The 19,979-nt window shown below is 53.0% G+C and carries 16 protein-coding genes; 2 read left to right on the top strand and 14 right to left on the bottom strand.

Annotated elements, in window-relative coordinates:
* Nucleotides 1–4: 4 nt before the first annotated feature.
* From nuoM to lrhA, 13 genes are all read right to left on the bottom strand, one after another.
* The gene (gene nuoM / locus GUC46_RS07635; protein WP_003027692.1) at nucleotides 5–1,534 is read right to left on the bottom strand and encodes an NADH-quinone oxidoreductase subunit M; all 1,530 of its coding nucleotides are present in this window, start codon (nucleotides 1,532–1,534) and stop codon (nucleotides 5–7) included.
* A gap of 183 nt (nucleotides 1,535–1,717) precedes the next feature.
* Nucleotides 1,718–3,559 carry an NADH-quinone oxidoreductase subunit L gene (nuoL, locus tag GUC46_RS07630; protein ID WP_003027695.1) on the bottom strand — a complete coding sequence of 614 codons (1,842 nt, stop codon included), beginning with the start codon at nucleotides 3,557–3,559 and terminating at the stop codon, nucleotides 1,718–1,720.
* On the bottom strand, nucleotides 3,556–3,858 hold the full coding sequence (gene nuoK / locus GUC46_RS07625) for an NADH-quinone oxidoreductase subunit NuoK (protein WP_000612644.1): 303 nt from the start codon (nucleotides 3,856–3,858) through the stop codon (nucleotides 3,556–3,558). The genes nuoL and nuoK overlap by 4 nt, the downstream gene beginning before the upstream one ends.
* Nucleotides 3,855–4,409: an NADH-quinone oxidoreductase subunit J gene (gene nuoJ, locus GUC46_RS07620; protein WP_003028059.1), complete on the bottom strand. Its 555-nt coding sequence runs from the start codon at nucleotides 4,407–4,409 to the stop codon at nucleotides 3,855–3,857. The genes nuoK and nuoJ overlap by 4 nt, the downstream gene beginning before the upstream one ends.
* Nucleotides 4,410–4,420: 11 nt before the next feature.
* Nucleotides 4,421–4,963, bottom strand: coding sequence for an NADH-quinone oxidoreductase subunit NuoI (gene nuoI, locus GUC46_RS07615; RefSeq protein ID WP_003028062.1), 543 nt, complete (start codon nucleotides 4,961–4,963; stop codon nucleotides 4,421–4,423).
* A gap of 14 nt (nucleotides 4,964–4,977) precedes the next feature.
* Nucleotides 4,978–5,955: an NADH-quinone oxidoreductase subunit NuoH gene (gene nuoH / locus GUC46_RS07610; RefSeq protein WP_003028063.1), complete on the bottom strand. Its 978-nt coding sequence runs from the start codon at nucleotides 5,953–5,955 to the stop codon at nucleotides 4,978–4,980.
* Entirely contained in the window at nucleotides 5,952–8,678 is a 2,727-nt protein-coding gene (nuoG, locus tag GUC46_RS07605; RefSeq protein ID WP_061550093.1) for an NADH-quinone oxidoreductase subunit NuoG, read from the bottom strand. Before nuoG ends, nuoH begins: the two co-directional genes overlap by 4 nt.
* 80 nt (nucleotides 8,679–8,758) lie before the next feature.
* Nucleotides 8,759–10,096, bottom strand: coding sequence for an NADH-quinone oxidoreductase subunit NuoF (gene nuoF, locus GUC46_RS07600; RefSeq protein WP_003839356.1), 1,338 nt, complete (start codon nucleotides 10,094–10,096; stop codon nucleotides 8,759–8,761).
* On the bottom strand, nucleotides 10,093–10,593 hold the full coding sequence (nuoE, locus tag GUC46_RS07595; protein WP_003028069.1) for an NADH-quinone oxidoreductase subunit NuoE: 501 nt from the start codon (nucleotides 10,591–10,593) through the stop codon (nucleotides 10,093–10,095). Before nuoE ends, nuoF begins: the two co-directional genes overlap by 4 nt.
* Before the next feature lie 2 nt (nucleotides 10,594–10,595).
* Complete coding sequence (nuoC, locus tag GUC46_RS07590) at nucleotides 10,596–12,398, bottom strand: NADH-quinone oxidoreductase subunit C/D (protein WP_003028072.1); 1,803 nt, start codon at nucleotides 12,396–12,398, stop codon at nucleotides 10,596–10,598.
* Between the two features lie 85 nt (nucleotides 12,399–12,483).
* Nucleotides 12,484–13,146 carry an NADH-quinone oxidoreductase subunit NuoB gene (nuoB, locus tag GUC46_RS07585; protein ID WP_003028075.1) on the bottom strand — a complete coding sequence of 221 codons (663 nt, stop codon included), beginning with the start codon at nucleotides 13,144–13,146 and terminating at the stop codon, nucleotides 12,484–12,486.
* Nucleotides 13,147–13,161: 15 nt separating this feature from the next.
* Nucleotides 13,162–13,605 (bottom strand): NADH-quinone oxidoreductase subunit NuoA, encoded by a 444-nt coding sequence (gene nuoA / locus GUC46_RS07580; RefSeq protein ID WP_003028077.1) that lies wholly within the window; start codon nucleotides 13,603–13,605, stop codon nucleotides 13,162–13,164.
* A 627-nt stretch (nucleotides 13,606–14,232) separates the two neighbouring features.
* Nucleotides 14,233–15,171, bottom strand: a complete 939-nt coding sequence (gene lrhA / locus GUC46_RS07575) for a transcriptional regulator LrhA (protein WP_044701192.1) — start codon at nucleotides 15,169–15,171, stop codon at nucleotides 14,233–14,235.
* A 927-nt stretch (nucleotides 15,172–16,098) separates the two neighbouring features.
* On the opposite strand from lrhA, the gene alaA reads away from it, so the two are divergent.
* Complete coding sequence (alaA, locus tag GUC46_RS07570; protein ID WP_003028082.1) at nucleotides 16,099–17,316, top strand: alanine transaminase AlaA; 1,218 nt, start codon at nucleotides 16,099–16,101, stop codon at nucleotides 17,314–17,316.
* A gap of 83 nt (nucleotides 17,317–17,399) precedes the next feature.
* The gene (gene yfbR / locus GUC46_RS07565; protein WP_003028083.1) at nucleotides 17,400–17,999 is read left to right on the top strand and encodes a 5'-deoxynucleotidase; all 600 of its coding nucleotides are present in this window, start codon (nucleotides 17,400–17,402) and stop codon (nucleotides 17,997–17,999) included.
* A gap of 101 nt (nucleotides 18,000–18,100) precedes the next feature.
* On the opposite strand, the gene GUC46_RS07560 is transcribed toward yfbR, so the two are convergent.
* Nucleotides 18,101–19,933: an SLC13 family permease gene (locus tag GUC46_RS07560; RefSeq protein WP_003845084.1), complete on the bottom strand. Its 1,833-nt coding sequence runs from the start codon at nucleotides 19,931–19,933 to the stop codon at nucleotides 18,101–18,103.
* Nucleotides 19,934–19,979 lie beyond the last annotated feature (46 nt).

Raw genomic sequence — 19,979 nt, 5'->3', positions numbered from 1 at the left:
CGATTTACGGCCTTGTAGTAGTAACGGAATTAACAAACCACTGCTGGATGTTGCTCATCGCAGAATGCGAGGTATCCAGAATCGGCTGCGGATAGAAGCCAAGCAGTACCAGAAGCACGACCAGCAACAGGATGATAAACAGCTCACGCAGCGACATCCCTGGCAGTTCAACACTGGCAATCTGGCTCTTCGCTTTACCGAAGTAAGCGCGATGCAACATCGCCAGCGAGTAAACAGAGGCAAACACCAGACCAAAGGTCGAGATCACGGTAATGACCGGAACCACCTGGTAGCTGCCGAACAGAATCATAAATTCGCCAACGAAGTTACCTGTACCAGGCATACCCAGCGTACACACGGCGAAGAACATTGACAGCGCAGGCAACCATTTCATTTTGCCCCACAGGCCGCCCATCATACGCATATCACGCGTGTGCAGACGTTCGTACAGCTGACCACACAGAATGAACAGACCGGCTGCGGACAGACCGTGCGCGATCATCTGAATAACCGCACCCTGGTAAGCCAACTGGCTGCCGGTGTAGATAGCAATCAGTACGAAGCCCATGTGCGATACGGAGGTGTAAGCGATCAGGCGTTTGATATCGTACTGATTAAAGGCCATCCACGCGCCGTAGAAGATACCGATAACGCCCAGCCACATTGCGATAGGTGCAAACTCCGCCGACGCGTTCGGGAACAGCGGCAGGGAGAAGCGCAGCAGACCGTAGGCTGCGGTTTTCAGCAAAATCCCCGCCAGGTCAACGGAACCTGCGGTCGGCGCCTGGGAGTGTGCATCCGGCAACCAGCCGTGCAGCGGAACCACCGGCATTTTCACCGCGAAGGCGATGAAGAAGCCCAGCATCAGCAGATATTCCACACCGTGGGACATCGGGGTATTCAGCAACTCTTCATAGTTGAAGGTCCACACACCGGTCGCTTTATAGTGCACAAACACCAGCGCCAGGATGGCAATCAACATCACCAGACCACTCGCCTGGGTATAAATGAAGAACTTGGTCGCCGCCGTGATACGCGTTTTACCGTCAGAGGCTTTATGCCCCCACAACGCGATCAGGAAGTACATCGGCACCAGCATCATTTCCCAGAAGAAGAAGAACAGGAACATGTCGATGGCAAGGAACACGCCGATCACGCCGCCTAAGATCCACATCAGGTTCAGATGGAAGAAGCCCTGGTATTTTTCGATTTCATTCCAGGAGCAAAGTACCGCCAGAACACCGAGCAGACCGGTCAGCACTACCATCAGCAGCGACAGACCGTCGATAGCCAGATGAATAGAGATGCCAAAACGTGGGATCCACGGCAGGACAAACTCAGACTGCCACTGCGGAATGCCAGCGGATTGCGTCAGTGAATAGCCGCCCTGCAACCACAGTTGCAGGCCAAGCGCCAGCGTCAATCCCATGGTAATCAGCGCGATCCAGCGCGGCACCTTCACGCCAAAGCGTTCGGTCTGCCAGCACAGGAAGCCACCGATAAAGGGAATTAATATTAGCCAGGGTAGTAACATGGCGATCTTTATTCCTTGTTAAAGTCCCATCAGGACCTGATTTTCAACGAATTCTCAAACAGAAAATTCACTTCGGATTGCGGCTTTTTTTGCCCGGTGGCGCGAACGCTTACCGGGCCTACAGATTCCCGTAGGTCGGATAAGCACCAGCGCCATCCGACATCAACCCCACAATCCTCAAACTCAACGCAGTACCATCAACAGTGCCAGCACAACGACGGCGCCGATGCTCATTGATGCCACATACCAGCGCAGATAACCGTTCTCGCTCAACAGCAGGCCTTTACCTGCAAAGCGGGAAAGGATCGCCGGAATGTTCATCATTGAGTTGAGCGGATCGCGTTTCAGCAACCAGGCAACACCCAGGAACGGCTTGACGAACACTTTGTCGTACAGCCAGTCGAAGCCCCAGGCGTTATACCACCAGGTACCCAGCAGGCGGCCCGGCGCACTGTTGGCAATCGATGTCACAAGCTGGCGTTTACCCAGCCACAGCCATGCTGCGATCAGGATGCCCGCAATCGCTACGATACCGGAGGTAATTTCCAGCGTCATGACGCGACCATGCTCAAGCTCGGTCGTCGCAGGCAGTACACCCTGCAGCGGCGGCACAATCAGCGCGCCAACGAAGGTGGACAGGATCATCAGCACAATCAGCGGCAGATGATGGGTAATCCCCTTCCCTGCATGAGCGTGAATTTGTTCTTTACCGTGGAACACGATGAAAATCATACGGAAGGTGTACAGAGAGGTCATGAACGCACCGACCAGACCTGCAACCATCAGATTAATATGACCATTCGCCATTGCACCGGCCAGAATCTCATCCTTACTGAAGAAGCCAGCGGTAATCAGCGGCAGAGCCGACAGCGCCGCGCCACCGATCAGGAAGCAGAGATACACCAGCGGAATTGACTTACGCAGTCCGCCCATCTTGAAGATGTTCTGTTCGTGGTGGCAAGCCAGGATAACCGAGCCGGATGCCAGGAACAGCAGCGCTTTAAAGAAGGCGTGTGTCATCAGGTGGAAAATCGCCGCATCCCACGCCTGTACACCGAGAGCCAGGAACATATAACCAATCTGGCTCATGGTGGAGTACGCAAGAACGCGTTTGATGTCGGTCTGTACCAGCGCAGCAAAACCCGCCAGCACCAGAGTGATGGCACCGATAATCCCCACCAGGTGCAGGATTTCTGGGGTCATCAGGAACAGGCCGTGCGTACGTGCAATCAGGTAGACACCGGCGGTAACCATCGTCGCAGCGTGGATAAGCGCAGAGACAGGCGTCGGGCCGGCCATCGCATCAGCAAGCCATGTTTGCAACGGCAACTGCGCAGATTTACCGACCGCACCGCCCAGCAGCATCAGGGTTGCCCACATCAGCATGTTGTTACCATCTGCAAAGTGCGCAGGCGCCAGTTCCACCATTTCGCGGAAGTTCAGCGTGCCCAGCTCGTTGTAGAGGATGAACAGCGCGAACGCCAGGAATACGTCACCAACACGGGTTACCACGAAGGCTTTCATTGCCGCAGCGCCATTCTTCGGATCGGTATAGTAGAAACCAATCAGCAGATAGGAGCACAGGCCCACGCCTTCCCAGCCGAGGTACATCAGCAGCAGGTTATCCGCCAGCACCAGAACCACCATGCTGGCGATAAACAGGTTGGTGTAGGCGAAGAAACGAGAATAGCCCTCTTCTCCGCGCATATACCAGGAGGCGAACATGTGGATCAGGAAACCAACGCCGGTCACCACGGAGAGCATAGTCAGCGACAGGCCATCCAGCACCAGGTTAAAACCGATGTTGAAGTCGCCGACTGACATCCAGGTCCACAGCGGCTGGCTGTAAGCCTGCTGGCCATTGGCAAAGAAATCAACGCCAACAAACGCAGTCACCAGCGCGGCCAGACCAATCGACCCGACACCCACGGTAGCGGACAGATTTTCTGACCAACGACCACGGGAAAACGCCAGTAATACAAAGCCAATAAATGGCAGAATAATGGTTAAGGCAAGCATGTTCATCCACGCATCTCACTTACTGAATCGATGTTCAGGTTCTGGCGACGGCGATGAAGTTGCAGCAACAGCGCAAGTCCAATGCTCGCTTCCGCAGCCGCAAGGCTGATGGCGAGAATGTACATCACCTGACCATCGGTCTGGCCCCAGTAGCTTCCGGCGACCACAAAGGCCAGCGCGGAGGCGTTAATCATGATTTCCAGCCCGATCAGCATAAACAGCAGATTGCGACGGATAACCAGACCGGTCAAACCCAGGACGAATAAAATCGCAGCGAGGATCAGTCCATGTTGTAAGGGGATCATGCGTGCTCCTCCGTTTTTCTTTTCGCGCGGTCATCAGTGCGATTGCTCAGCACTTCACCTGAACGCTCTTCGCGCCCCACGTGGAAGGCCACAACCAGGCCCGCCAGCAGCAGCATCGAAGCCAGTTCGACCGCCAGTACATACGGTCCGAACAGGGAAATACCGACTGCTTTCGCGCTAATTGGCGTCCCGTCGATGCCCTGATCGTTTACGCCCAGAATGGCGTAAACAATGACCACCAGCATGATGGCCGACAGAATCGCCGGACCAATCCACACCTGAGGTTTCAGCCACTGGCGTTCCTGTTCAATTTCAGAACCACCGAGGTTGAGCATCATTACCACGAATACGAACAGCACCATGATAGCGCCCGCGTAGACGATAATTTCCAGCGCACCGGCGAAGTAAGCGCCTAACGAGAAGAACACCCCGGAAATCGCCAGCAGCGAAATAATCAGATACAGCAGCGCGTGTACCGGATTGGTGTGGGTGATCACCCGCAAGGTTGCGAGAATGGCTATCAGGCCACAGATATAAAAAGCGAACTCCATTGCCCCTCTCCTTACGGTAACAGGCTCTTGACGTCGATAGGCTTGGCTTCGTTCTCTGCTTCGCCCTTATCTTTGCCGTCGATTGCCATACCTGCCATCCGGTAGAAGTTATATTCCGGGTATTTGCCCGGACCGGAGATCAGCAGATCCTCTTTCTCGTAAACCAGGTCCTGGCGCTTGTACTCACCCAGCTCGAAATCTGGAGTCAGCTGAATAGCCGTTGTCGGACAGGCTTCTTCGCACAGGCCGCAGAAAATGCAGCGTGAGAAGTTAATGCGGAAAAACTCCGGATACCAGCGGCCATCTTTAGTCTCTGCTTTTTGCAAAGAGATACAGCCTACCGGACACGCTACCGCACACAGGTTACAGGCAACGCAGCGCTCTTCACCGTCTGGATCACGAGTCAGAACGATACGACCACGAAAACGGGGCGGTAGATAGACCGGCTCTTCCGGGTACATCTGCGTTTCGCGTTTCGCGAACGCATGCAGGCCGATCATCCAGATACTGCGTACCTGGGTGCCGAAACCTACGAACAATTCTTTTAAGGTCATGGTCTTTGTGTCCCTTATTGCGCCTGCCAGAGAATGACAGCCGCCGTTACCAGCAAGTTGACGAGCGTCAGCGGCAGACAGACTTTCCAGCCGAAGGACATTACCTGGTCATAACGAGGACGCGGTAACGACGCACGAATCAAAATGAACATCATCATGAAGAACGCGGTTTTCAGCGCGAACCAGACGAATGGCGGTAAGAACGGGCCATGCCAGCCACCGAAGAACAGGGTAACCATCAGTGCAGAAATGGTGACGATACCGATGTATTCACCCACGAAGAACAGACCGAATTTCATACCGGAATATTCAATGTGGTAACCGTCGGCCAGTTCCTGCTCGGCTTCTGGTTGGTCAAACGGGTGACGGTGACACACCGCCACGCCCGCGATGGCAAAGGTGACAAAACCAAAGAACTGCGGAATAACGTTCCAGATATCAGCCTGGTTGTTGACGATGTCGGTCATGTTAAATGAACCGGCCTGCGCCACCACGCCCATCAGGGAAAGTCCGAGGAACACCTCGTAGCTCAGGGTCTGCGCAGACGCACGCATCGCACCGAGCAGGGAGTATTTGTTGTTACTGGACCAGCCGGCGAACAGCACCGCGTATACCGCGAGGCCCGCCATCATCAGGAAGAACAGGATCCCGATGTTCAGGTCAGCAACCACCCAGTTCGGACTCACCGGCACGATGGCGAAAGCCAGCAGCAGCGAGGTGAAGGCGATCATCGGTGCCAGGGTAAAGATGACGCGATCCGAGAATTTCGGGATCCAGTCTTCTTTAAAGAACATCTTGATCATGTCCGCAACCAGCTGGAGCGAACCGCCCCAGCCAACACGGTTCGGTCCGTAACGGTTCTGGAACAGACCCAGCAGACGACGTTCGCCAAAGCTCATGAATGCCCCGCAGGTGACCACCACCAGCAGGATCACCACCGCTTTGAGAATGCTCAGCAGGATCTCAATCAGATCGGGTGTAATCCAACTCATTGTTGTGCCTCCTGCAGATCCTCAAGACGCGCACCTGCCAGAACCGGCGCGATGCCAGGCATGCCCATCGGTAAACCAACCTGCCCTGCCGTTAATCCTTCAGAGATTTCAACCGGCAGCGTAACCGTGTTGCCATCGTAGCTGAAAGAAACGCGCGTACCGGCATTAACACCCAACTTCGCGGCATCAGCCGGGTTGAGTTTGATGTACGGCTGCGGCATACGGGTCTGGAAGACCGGCGCACGCTGGGACATTTCGTCACTACCAAACAGATGGTAGTACGGCGCGACACGCCACTGACCATCCTGAGCCTGGAAGCTCGCCGGAACGGTAGTGAAGTAATCCATACCATCCGCAGAAGCTTCGATCAGGCGCACGCCCGGGTCGCCATGACGCAGTTTACCGCCCACTTCATCCTGGAACTTGTTCCACGCCTGTGGGGAGTTCCAGCCCGGAGCCCAGGCAAACGGAATTTGTGAACGCGGTGCAGACGGCTGGTTGTTCCCTTCCATAGAGAAAGCGAACATGGTGTCTTTGTCCTGCGGTTGACGCGGTTCGTGTACGCTGATGTTGGCGCGCATTGCGGTACGCCCACTGTAGCGGTGCGGTTCACGCGCCAGCTTCTGTCCACGGATACGGAAGCTTGCGTCCGGCGCGGCATCTTTAATGCCCGTCAGCTGCGGCAACTTCTCAACGACTGCGTCGATAACGTGGTCGAGCTGCGTCCAGTCCACTTCACGGCTCTGCACGGTGCTGTGCAGCGAGTGCAGCCAGCGCCAGCTTTCCAGCATTACGGTGTTGCTGTCGTAGTAGGATGGATCATAGACCTGGAAGAAACGCTGGGCGCGGCCTTCGTTGTTAATCACCGTACCATCGCTTTCGGCGAAGCTTGCAGCGGAAAGCACCAGATGGGCGTTTTCCATAATTGCCGTACGCTGATGGTCAACGACCAGTACCAGCGGCGCTTTCGCCAGCGCGGCATCAACGCGAGCGGCTGAAGCATGGCGATGCAGGTCATTTTCCAGCACCACAACGGCGTCAGCGCGGCCTGTTTCCAGCTCGGTCAGCGCATCGTCAAGGGAACCACCGCCAATCATGCCGAGGCCCATGCTGTTAACCGAGCGAGCAATCATGGTGATGCCGACTTCTGCGCCACGGCCTTTCAGCGCCTTCGCCACGTTGGCAGCCGCCTGAATCACTTCGGCGCTACCGGCGTTGGTGCCGGAAATAATCAGTGGTTTCTTCGCCCCGGCTAGTGCCTGAACGATAACGTCAATTTTGTTCTGCAGGTCACGGTCGATACCGTCAACCGCCGGCGCGTTGTTATCCAGCGCGTGGGCGATAGCGAAACCTAAACGCGCCTGATCTTCAACCGGTGCACGATAGGTCCAAGCGGCGATATCGTCCAGACGGGTGTTATCGACGTTGGTAACGAATAGCGGATGCTTAGCACGCTGGCCGATATTAAGGATTGCTGCGATCTGCCAGTCAGCCACTTTCTGTGCCGCCGCCATTTCACGCGCTTTACCTTTCACCGCCTGACGCACCGCCAGCGCAACGCGTGCGCCGGTCTGGGTGACATCTTCGCCCAGCACCAGAACCGCATCATAAGATTCGATTTCGCGCAGTGCCGGAGTATGAATCCCGCCGTCACGCAGTACGCTCAACGCCAGTTGCAGACGATCCAGTTCGCCCTGAGCGATACCGGTATAGAAGTTATCCGCACCGACCAGTTCACGCAGCGCGAAGTTACTTTCAACGCTGGCGCGCGGGGAGCCGATACCAATCACTTTCTTCGACTGACGCAGAATATCTGCCGCGCCCTGCATCGCCTGCTCGGCGTTCAGCGTGATCAGGTCATCGCCACGACGCTGTACCGGCTGACGCGGACGGTCTTTCAGGTTCACGTAACCATAGCCGAAACGACCACGGTCGCAGAGGAAGTAGTGGTTAACGGTACCGTTATAACGGTTTTCGATACGACGCAGTTCACCGTAGCGCTCGCCCGGGCTGGTGTTACAGCCGATGGAACACTGCTGGCAGATGCTCGGCGCAAACTGCATGTCCCATTTACGGTTATAACGCTCGGAGTGCGTTTTATCGGTGAAGACGCCGGTTGGACAAATTTCAACCAGGTTGCCAGAGAATTCGCTTTCGAGCGTACCGTCTTCCGGACGACCGAAGTAGACGTTGTCATGTGCGCCATACACGCCCAGATCCGCACCATCGGCGTAATCTTTGTAGTAACGTACACAGCGATAGCAGGCGATGCAGCGGTTCATTTCGTGAGAGATGAACGGCCCCAGGTCCTGGTTACGGTGAGTACGCTTCGTGAAGCGGTAGCGACGGAAGCTGTGACCGGTCATGACGGTCATATCCTGCAGGTGGCAGTTGCCGCCCTCTTCACAGACCGGACAGTCGTGCGGGTGGTTAGTCATCAACCACTCCACGACGCTTTCGCGGAACTGCTTCGCTTCTTCGTCATCAATAGAAATAAAGGTGCCTTCGGTGGCCGGTGTCATACAAGACATCACCAGGCGACCACGCGTGTCTTCCGCGTTCTGATATTGCTTCACCGCACACTGGCGGCAAGCACCGACGCTTCCCAGCGCCGGGTGCCAGCAAAAGTACGGAATATCAAGGCCAAGAGACAGACAAGCTTCCAGCAGGTTGTCCGCTCCGTTGACCTCATATTCTTTGCCGTCTACATGAATCGTAGCCATAGTCAGCATGCTTCCAGTTGGCTCGGTCGTAACCGAGCGTTAATCGAATTTCTTATCGCGACACAGGGCTAACCCTGTGATCACCAGCGCTCTTTCAGCAGGTTCGGCTGAATACCACCAATAGCGTGGGTATTGCTGAAGGTCTGCTTGATGCCAGCTTCGAATTCTTCGCGGAAATATTTAATGGCGCTCTGCAGCGGTTCCACTGCACCCGGTGCGTGTGCACAGAAGGTTTTACCCGGGCCGAGGAAACGACACAGTTGCTCAAGTGTCTCGATATCCCCAGGCTGGCCTTCGCCACGCTCAAGCGCGCGCAGAATTTTCACACTCCACGGCAGACCATCACGGCACGGCGTACACCAGCCACAGGACTCGCGGGCAAAGAACTCTTCGAGGTTACGCACCAGAGGAACCATGCCAATCTCGTGATCGACAGCCATTGCCAGCGCGGTGCCCAGACGGCTACCTGCTTTACCAATGCTTTCGAATTCCATCGGCAGATCGAGGTGTGCTTCGGTCAGGAAGTCAGTCCCCGCGCCGCCAGGTTGCCAGGCTTTGAACTTCAGGCCATCGCGCATGCCACCCGCGTAATCTTCGAGGATCTCACGCGCGGTAGTACCGAAAGGCAGTTCCCACAGGCCAGGGTTCTTCACACGACCGGAGAAGCCCATCAGCTTGGTGCCCGCGTCTTTGCTCTTCGAAATGTTCTGGTACCACTCCACGCCGTTCGCGAGGATAGCCGGTACGTTACACAGGGTTTCGACGTTGTTTACGCAGGTCGGCTTACCCCATGCGCCAGAGCTTGCCGGGAACGGCGGCTTGGAGCGTGGGTTAGCACGGCGACCTTCGAGGGAGTTGATCAGCGCGGTTTCTTCACCGCAGATGTAACGCCCTGCCCCAGTGTGGACAAACAGTTCGAAGTCGAAACCGGTGCCCATAATGTTTTTGCCTAGCAGACCGGCTTCGGTCGCTTCGGCGATCGCGCGACGCAGATGCACGGCTGCTTCGATATATTCACCGCGCAGGAAGATATAACCACGGTACGCTTTCAGCGCAAACGCGGAAATCAGCATGCCTTCCACCAGCAGGTGCGGCAGCTGTTCCATCAGCAGACGGTCTTTATAGGTGCCCGGCTCCATTTCATCGGCGTTACACAGCAGGTAACGGATGTTCATGGATTCGTCTTTCGGCATCAGGCTCCACTTCAGACCGGTGGAAAAGCCCGCGCCGCCGCGCCCTTTCAGGCCAGCGTCTTTTACCTGATTAACGATTTCGTCCGGTGACAGCCCGGTCAGGGCCTTACGCGCACCTTCGTAGCCGTTCTTGCTACGGTATTCGTCCAGCCAGACCGGCTGTTTGTCATCACGCAGACGCCAGGTCAGCGGATGGGTTTCGGGAGTACGGATAATGTCTTTCATTTATACCGCTCCAGCAGTTCGGGAATGCCTTCCGGGGTCAGATGAGCGTGAGTATCCTCATCGATCATCATGTTTGGCCCTTTGTCGCAGTTCCCCAGGCAACAGGTCGGCAGCAGCGTAAAGCGACCATCAAAAGTCGTCTGCCCCGGCTTGATGTTGAGTTTTTTCTCAAGCGCGGCCTGGATCCCCTGGTAGCCGTTGATATGGCACACCACGCTGTCGCAATAGCGGATCACGTGGCGACCTACCGGCTGGCGGAAGATCTGGCTATAAAACGTAGCAACACCTTCTACGTCGCTTGCCGGAATACCCAGCACATCAGCGATCGCATAGATCGCCCCATCCGGCACCCAGCCACGCTGTTTCTGAACGATTTTCAGCGCTTCAATGGACGCCGCACGCGGGTCTTCGTAGTGGTGCTTCTCGTGCTCAATCGCTTCACGCTCAGCCGCACTCAGCTCAAAAGCCTCGGTTTGTGGTTGTTGATTCTCGTGCATAATTAGCGGTCCACATCTGACATAACAAAATCGATACTACCCAGATGGACGATCAGGTCGGACACCAGGCTGCCACGTACCGCTACCGGGATCTGCTGCAGGTGCGCATAGCTCGGGGTACGGATACGGGTACGGTAACTCATGGTGCTGCCATCGCTGGTCAGGTAGTAACTGTTGATACCCTTGGTCGCTTCCACCATCTGGAAGGACTCGTTTGCCGGCATAACCGGACCCCACGAAACCTGCAGGAAGTGGGTGATAAGGGTTTCGATATGTTGCAGCGTGCGCTCTTTCGGTGGCGGCGTCGTCAGCGGGTGATCCGCTTTGAACGGGCCTTCCGGCATGTTATTGAGGCACTGCTCAAGGATGCGCAGACTCTGGCGCAGCTCTTCAACTTTCAGCATCACGCGGGTATAGCAGTCGGACACACCGCCGCCAACCGGGACCTCAAAGTCAAAGTTTTCATAACCAGAGTACGGACGCGCTTTACGCACGTCGAAATCAATACCGGTCGCACGCAGCGCAGCACCGGTACAACCCCAGTCCAGCGCTTCTTTCTTACCGTAAGCGGCAACACCCTGCGAACGGCCTTTCAGGATGGTGTTACGCAGCGCGGCTTTCTCGTAAGAATCCAGACGTTTTGGCATCCAGTCGAGGAAATCACGCAGCAGTTTGTCCCAACCGCGCGGCAGATCGTGTGCCACACCGCCGATACGGAACCAGGCCGGGTGCATACGGAAACCGGTGATCGCTTCCACGACGTCGTAGATTTTCTGACGGTCAGTAAAGGCGAAGAATACCGGGGTCATCGCGCCGACGTCCTGAATGAACGTGGAGATGTACAGCAGATGACTGTTGATACGGAACAATTCAGACAGCATGACGCGAATCACGTTGACGCGATCCGGCGTGGTGATGCCTGCCAGTTTCTCAACCGCCAGTACGTAAGGCATTTCGTTAACGCAGCCGCCGAGGTACTCGATACGGTCGGTGTACGGAATGTAACTGTGCCAGGACTGACGTTCGCCCATCTTTTCAGCGCCACGGTGGTGGTAGCCGATGTCAGGTACGCAGTCGACGATTTCTTCGCCATCAAGCTGCAGCACAATACGGAATGCACCGTGGGAAGACGGGTGGTTAGGACCGAGGTTGAGGAACATGAAGTCCTCATTTTCGGTGCTACGCTTCATGCCCCAATCTTCAGGTTTGAAGGTCAGCGCTTCCATTTCCAGATCCTGTTTGGCTTTAGTCAGCTCAAACGGGTCGAATTCGGTTGCACGCGCCGGGTAGTCTTTACGCAGCGGATGGCCTTCCCAGGTATGCGGCATCAGCAGACGCGTCAGGTGCGGGTGACCTTCGATATCGATGCCAAACATTTCCCAGGTTTCACGCTCATACCAGTTGGCGTTCGGGAACAGTTTGGTGAAAGTCGGTACGCGCAGATCGTTTTCAGACAAAGCCACCTTGAGCATGATATCGCGATTGCGTTCAATGGAGATCAGGTGATAGAAAACGGAAAAATCCGCGGCGGGTAACCCTTCGCGGTGCGTACGCAGACGTTCGTCCATGCCGTGTAAGTCAAACAGCATGACGTAAGGTTTCGGCAGTCTCTTTAAGAAATCGCCAACTTCCAGTAATTGTTCACGCTTGACCCAAACAACGGGTACCCCGGTGCGAGTCGCCTGAACGGTAAAGGCATCCGGCCCAAAACGGTTGCGCAGTTCGCCAATGACCGGGTCATCAAGGTGATCCCGTGTTTGCCATGCGGCGTCTTGCGCGGTTAAGTCGGTCATATTGTTCACCATTGCAAATGGTCCGTGGTGGTCGGCAGTGCTTCGCGCTATTTATGTAGTGATAAGCGAAGGAAGTGCTGCTGCCGACAGGCGCAAATTAAATCTCGTCTGGTGTACGAAGATTCGTTACAGCAATACGTTCGCCGCGTTTACGCTCGCGTTCTGACTGCATATTGGCGCGATAAACGCCCTGATCGCCAACCACCCAGGAGAGCGGACGGCGTTCTTTGCCAATGGAATCTTGCAGCAGCATCAGAGCCTGCATATACGCTTCTGGGCGCGGCGGACATCCCGGGATGTACACATCGACCGGAATAAATTTATCAACGCCCTGCACTACAGAATAGATGTCGTACATCCCGCCGGAGTTGGCGCATGCGCCCATGGAAATAACCCATTTCGGTTCCAGCATCTGATCGTAGAGGCGCTGAATAACTGGCGCCATTTTGGTAAAGCAGGTTCCGGCTACGACCATCAGGTCAGCCTGACGCGGCGATGCACGCAGTACTTCCGCACCAAAACGGGCCACATCGTGCACGGCGGTAAACGAGGTCACCATCTCAACGTAGCAGCAGGAAAGGCCAAAGTTATATGGCCAAATTGAGTTTTTACGGCCCCAGTTAACCATGTCATGCAGTTTGCCCATGAACACGTTTTTGTTAACTTCTTGTTCCAGGGGGTCGGTTACGATCTCCTGTTTTTGCAGGGGGTAACGGTCGTTCTCACCGTTAGGATCTATGCGGGTGAGCGTATAATCCATCTTAATGCCTCGCGGTTAGCGTTGACGATTAGCGATACTGTTCGTTTCCGGGTTCATACGCTCGCGGCGTGAACGCGCGGGCGTCCAGTCCAGCGCGCCAATACGCACCAGATAAACCAGACCTGCCAGTAACACAAAAATAAAAATTGCAGCTTCCACAAAGCCAATCCAACCGCTTTCACGGATAGAAGTTGACCATGCGAACAGATACAGCGCTTCAACGTCGAAGATAACGAAGAACATGGCTACCAGATAAAACTTGGCAGACAGGCGCAGGCGGGCGGTGCCGACCGAGTCGATACCTGATTCAAACGGCACGTTTTTAGATCTCGCGCGTGCGCGACCCCCTAAAAACCAGCCGCCGACGAGCATCAGGCAGCACAGGCCAATGGCAACGATAAGAAAGATAGCGAATGCCCAGTGATGAGCGATGATTTCAGTGGATGTTGACATACTCATTGCTTACTCATCAAAAGTAGCGCCAAATTCTCTGCTCTTTTCGGCAGATGAACGCCACATCGATTCATGGGGAGGAATAAAAAAAACCTTACAATCACTGTGAAAAATCATTTTATACAGCTAATTGATGGGGTTTTTTACTCCTTTCTATAACCTTTTGTCAACTTTAACAAAAGTTTCCTCACATTATTTTACACTACTCCAACTCCATTAACATAAAGTGCTCTTTAGACCCATTTCGATTGCATCATCGGTCATTTTTAATGTTGTTGAATCGTGTCCGTAGTGAAGTAAAAAAGATAATACACGTCTATTTTGACAGGAATTCACCCAGATGCCTCCCCCTAAATGGGAGTATTTTCTTGATCTGTGACACGCTTTTGTTAATTCACCATAAAAAACAGCAACAATTTCTCTAGTTTTTTAACATGGAAACATTTAGCAACGCGGCTGATTATTTTTCACCCTATTGTCAGTCTGTTTTTTTACCTGCTGATTTTGTTAAGTTTTAGTATATGAATGAACAGAAAGCAGTAATATTTGCATAAAAAAAGAGCCGCTGGATGTTTTTTCATCATCAGTGGCCCTTTTTTACACTTACATTTTTAAACGTTTTTTTGTGACGCTTTACTCAAAGTCGCCTTCAACAATCAGCGAATCATCTCCCCCTTCAGGGGTAAACTGATTGTATTGCCAAGGATTTTGATATGTCTGCATCGACTTAAAGATAGCCTGAGCTAATTCATTTTGCGTGCCCGGATCGCTGCACAACAGATACTCGGTATCAGGCAGAGGTGGCAATCCGTCCGCCGCACCCAGTACGCGTAAATCCGGGCTCATCATTTCTACAGGACGCGCAGTGACGCCAAGCCCTGCTTTTACCGCCGCGCGGACCGCAGGCAATGTTGAAGCGACATAAGCCAGACGCCACGGGATCTGTGCGGCATTCAACGTCGCCAGCACGATATCGCGAAACGGGCTGGGATCGTCCAGCAGAACTAACGGCACCGGTTCGCCTTTTTGCAGGATATATTCGGCTGCGCAATACCAGTGCGTCGGTGAAGTCCGCAAATTCAGGCATTCAAAATCGTCAGGGCGATTCGTGGTGACCACTAAATCCACTTCTTGCGACTTAAGCATCTCCACCATGTAAGCATTGCGTTTCACTCTTACATCAAGCGCAAGTTTCGGATAAACCGAACTAATGCGGTTAAGCAGAAATGGGAGTATGGTGTCGGCGGATTCATCAGAAGCACCGATAGTTAACACCCCCTGAAGATTGTTAAACATCAATGATGAGCATGCCTCATCATTAAATCGCAGTATTTTCCTGGCGTAACCCAACAGCTGGATACCATGTTCGGTCAGCAGTTTGTTGCGTCCATGACGCGCGAACAACTCTTTCCCCACAAGTTGCTCAAGGCGCTGCATTTGCTGACTTACCGCAGACTGAGTTCGACATACCGCAGCTGCCGCAGCCGCGAAGGTATTTAGGTCGGCAACAGCAACAAAGGTTCTCAGCAGATCGAGGTCGAGGTTAATTATCGGACGATTTGCATTTATCATAGTTTTTCACTTACTCGCGGGTCATACCGGGTTAATGCTGTGCATTCAGAATCAAACAACTCCATTTGTAATGTGCCTCCCTTCAGTTTCGCTTAGTGTAACCAAGTGAAAATAAGGATGTATTTGGTTTAACAAACGAAACAATTCTCTTTCTGAGCTATTTTAAAACCCGTGATATTCATCGGAATATAGCAACGAGAAAGAGCCGTATTTTTAGCTGCCGTATGATTCTGACTAATGGAAAACATGTAAATTTTGTAAATTTAAAAAATAGTTAACGAACAATAATTTACACATTAAAAACTAACTTTTCAGTATGTTATGAACAACCAACAAACATTTGAATTATCGTAAAACTCGTACTACAAACCATTTCATAGGAGTTATCTTAACCTAAAACCACTATATTTATAAGTGTTATTGCGAATAATTCCGGGCGAATTGGTGTTATGTCAGTGCAACGGTTTTCGTATTATTAGCCCACTCAATTTGATGTCGTTTAAATAATAAATAATAATTAATTAAGAATCTCTCAATTCATTAATTATGCTTAACAATGGATTCACACCGTATCACGTAGGGATCAGACCGATAACAGAATTCGTGGATGAAACCTCAGTATTTTCGAATCGCGCCGTATCACACAGATATCGGCTGCATTTTGTTTTATAGGGCTAACTTTTTTCGACCAGACAAACCACCATACCAAAGCCAACAAAGCAAAACATAAACCATAAAAAATACAACAATCCAGATTATTACACTGTAATAATTGCATAATTTAGTTATTAAAAGTTAATTATCGTCCTCCTGCTTTCCAAAATCTTCTACTAAAGACCCTTCAAAACTCACCGTCGTGGGAGTACATTGTGCTGGGCTGACTTCCACGGCAGGGAGTGGCATTCACAGCTAAAAAGGTCAACGTTCATGTCCCCCATTGAAAAATCCAGCAAATTAGAAAACGTCTGTTATGACATTCGCGGCCCGGTTCTGAAGGAAGCAAAGCGCCTGGAAGAAGAAGGCAACAAAGTTCTGAAACTGAACATCGGCAACCCTGCGCCTTTCGGGTTTGAAGCACCAGATGAAATTTTAGTGGATGTGATCCGCAATTTGCCAACAGCGCAAGGATATTGCGATTCCAAAGGCCTTTATTCAGCCCGCAAAGCAATCATGCAGCATTACCAGGCCCGCGGGATGCGCGATGTAACCGTAGAAGATATCTATATCGGTAACGGCGTATCCGAATTGATTGTGCAGGCCATGCAGGCATTGCTGAACAGTGGGGACGAAATGCTGGTTCCTGCACCTGATTATCCACTGTGGACGGCGGCGGTTTCGCTCTCTGGTGGTAATGCCGTGCACTACCTGTGTGATGAATCGTCAGACTGGTTCCCGGACCTGGATGATATCCGCGCCAAAATTACGCCGCGTACGCGTGGGATCGTCATCATCAACCCCAACAACCCAACCGGCGCTGTTTATTCTAAAGAGCTGCTGATGGAGATTGTTGAGATTGCTCGCCAGAACAACCTCATCATCTTTGCAGATGAGATTTACGACAAAATTCTCTACGATGACGCCGAGCACCACTCGATTGCGGCAATGGCCCCGGATCTGCTGACTATTACCTTTAACGGCCTGTCAAAAACCTATCGTGTTGCCGGTTTCCGTCAGGGCTGGATGGTACTGAACGGACCGAAGAAACATGCCAAAGGGTATATCGAAGGCCTTGAGATGCTGGCTTCTATGCGCCTGTGTGCGAACGTCCCTGCACAACATGCCATTCAGACCGCGCTGGGTGGATATCAGAGCATCAGCGAATTCATTATGCCTGGCGGACGTCTGTATGAGCAACGTAACCGCGCCTGGGAACTGCTCAATGATATTCCTGGCGTCTCTTGCGTAAAACCGCGCGGTGCACTGTATATGTTCCCGAAAATTGACGCCAAGCGCTTCAATATTCATGACGACCAGAAGATGGTGCTCGACTTCCTGTTGCAGGAAAAAGTACTGCTGGTCCAGGGGACAGCATTCAACTGGCCGTGGCCGGATCATTTCCGCATCGTTACGCTGCCGCGAATTGATGATATCGAAATGTCGTTGAGTAAATTTGAGCGTTTCCTGTCAGGGTATCGCCAGCTGTAACCACGCAAAGTGCTACCGGGTTTGCATCCGGTAGCACTCTCTGCGCAAAATACCGTTACTGAAGTCACTGAGTAAGGGTCGTTATGAAGCAGAGCCACTTTTTTGCCCACCTCTCCCGTCTGAAACTCATTAACCGCTGGCCGCTGATGCGCAACGTGCGCACTGAAAACGTGTCCGAACACAGTCTGCAGGTTGCCATGGTTGCTCATGCGCTGGCCGCGATCAAAAACCGTAAATTTGGTGGTCAGGTAAATGCTGAGCGTATTGCCCTGCTGGCGATGTACCACGATGCGTCAGAGGTGTTAACCGGCGATCTCCCTACCCCAGTGAAATATTTCAACTCGCAGATTGCTCAGGAATATAAAGCGATAGAGAAAATTGCCCAGCAAAAACTGGTCGATATGGTTCCCGATGAGTTGCGCGATATTTTTGCACCGCTCATTGATGAACATGCCTTAAGTGAAGAAGAAAGATCGATTGTTAAACAGGCCGATGCCCTGTGCGCGTATCTGAAGTGCCTGGAAGAACTCTCCGCCGGTAACAACGAATTTCTGCTGGCGAAAACACGTCTGGAAAAAACGCTGGAGTCACGACGCAGCGAAGAGATGGACTACTTTATGGACGTGTTTGTCCCAAGCTTTCACCTTTCATTAGATGAAATCAGCCAGGATTCACCGCTTTAAATGATTTTGCCAGATGGCGGCTAACGCCTTATCCGGCCTACAGGTAACGTGATATCCGTAGGCCTGATAAGCGCAGCGCCATCAGGCGTTTACTGCGGCGGTCAAAACGGGAACAGCATCGGGATCATCACCACGCACACTGCCATGACAATCACCGTAAACGGTACGCCAATCTTCACGAAGTCGCTAAAGGTGTAGTTACCCGGCCCGAGCACCAGTGTGTTTACCGGCGAAGACACTGGCGTCATAAAGGCTGCGGAAGCCGCCATCGCAATCACCATCGCAAACGGATACGGCGAAACGCCCATCGACTTTGCCGCCGCCAGCGCAATCGGCGCCATCAGTACCGCCGTCGCGGTGTTAGAGATAAATAACCCAATGGTCGCGCACAGCACGAACAGGCAGCCCAGCATCATATACGGGCCGTACCCACCACCAACGTCCATTAGCCCTTTCACCACCAGATCGACGCCGCCCGTTTTCTGTAACGCCAGCGCAAAAGGCATCATCCCGACAATCAAAATAATGCTTGGCCAGTGAATGGCTTTGTAGGCGCTTTCGGCATCGATGCAGCGGAATTTTCCCATCAGCAAACAAGCGATAATCGCGGCAACCGTATTAGGGATTTCATCGGTGAGCATTAACGCGACCATCAGTACCAGACAGAAAATCGCATGCGGCGCCTGGCTGTGCGCCGGAGAAGCTTCACTGACTTCCACAGGCATATTTAGCACCACAAAATCGCGCCCTTTTTGTCCAAGCAGCGTGATCAGCTTCCAGTTGCCCACCACTAAAATGATATCGCCCATCAACAGCGGCTCATCAACCACCGCCCCGGCCAGCGCCGTACCATCGCGCTTCAGCCCAACGACATTCAGCCCGTAACGCGTACGAAAAGCGATTTCCCGTACCGTTTTGCCGATCAATTCCGACTCAGGGATCAGAGAGATTTCGGCCATGCCCACATCAAGCGCCTGCTCGGAGAAGTATTCTCCACGCAGCACCATCGGTTCCAACAGTTGCTCAGCGCAAAATTCACGCAGGTCGACATCGGCCGCAGACATATCAATCAGCAATACGTCACGAGCACGAAACTCAGAAACCCCGTTTACGTCAACGATCACGCGACGAAAGCGACGCCAGCGCTCCACGCCAATCACGTTTGCCCCGTAGCGCTCACGCAGTTTCAGGTCGTCCAGACGCTGGCCTATCATAGGAGAACCCGGGCGAATCGCCAGGCGACGCGCGCGCCCAGTCAGGCGATATTCTTTAATCAGATCGCGAAAGGTCCGGCGCTTCCAGCCGTCGCCCGGCTGCCCGGAGTCTTCACCCTTCAGCATAAAACGCATCACCAGCATATAAATTATGCCAAGTACTAACACCACCAGTCCCAGTGGGGTTACGCTAAAAAAGCTAAAACCATTAAGTCCTTCACGTAACAGTTCACTGTTGACGACCAGGTTTGGCGGCGTTGCCACCAGCGTCATCATGCCGCTTATCAAGCCGGCAAAACTTAGCGGCATCATCAGGCGTGAAGGAGAAATTTCCATGCGCATGGAAACACTTAAGACAACCGGAATAAAGATGGCGACCACACCGGTCGAACTCATGAATGCACCGAGTCCAGCTACGGTTATCATCAGCAACACCAGCATTTTGACTTCACTGCTACCGGCGACCTTCACCAGCCAGGCGCCCATTACTGTCGCCACACCGGTACGCACGAGACCGTCACCGATAATGAATAAAGCCGCTATCAAAATAACGTTAGGATCGCTGAACCCGGAAAAAGCCTCTGTGATGCTCAATGTTCCACTCAGAACAAAGGCAATAATGACCAGCAAAGCGATCGCGTCCATACGCACTCTGCCAGTTGCAAACAAGACGACGGCAATCGCCAGCAATGAGAGAACCCATATCAATTCACCGTTCACAACATATCCTTGTTAAATGAGAGGGATGGACTGATTCTGCCATAAA

The sequence above is a fragment of the Citrobacter sp. LUTT5 genome, assembly GCF_009905315.1.
GTDB lineage: Bacteria > Pseudomonadota > Gammaproteobacteria > Enterobacterales > Enterobacteriaceae > Citrobacter > Citrobacter freundii.
The sequence above is the reverse complement of the archived record's forward strand: the minus strand, read 5'-3'. Positions and strand labels throughout refer to the sequence as shown.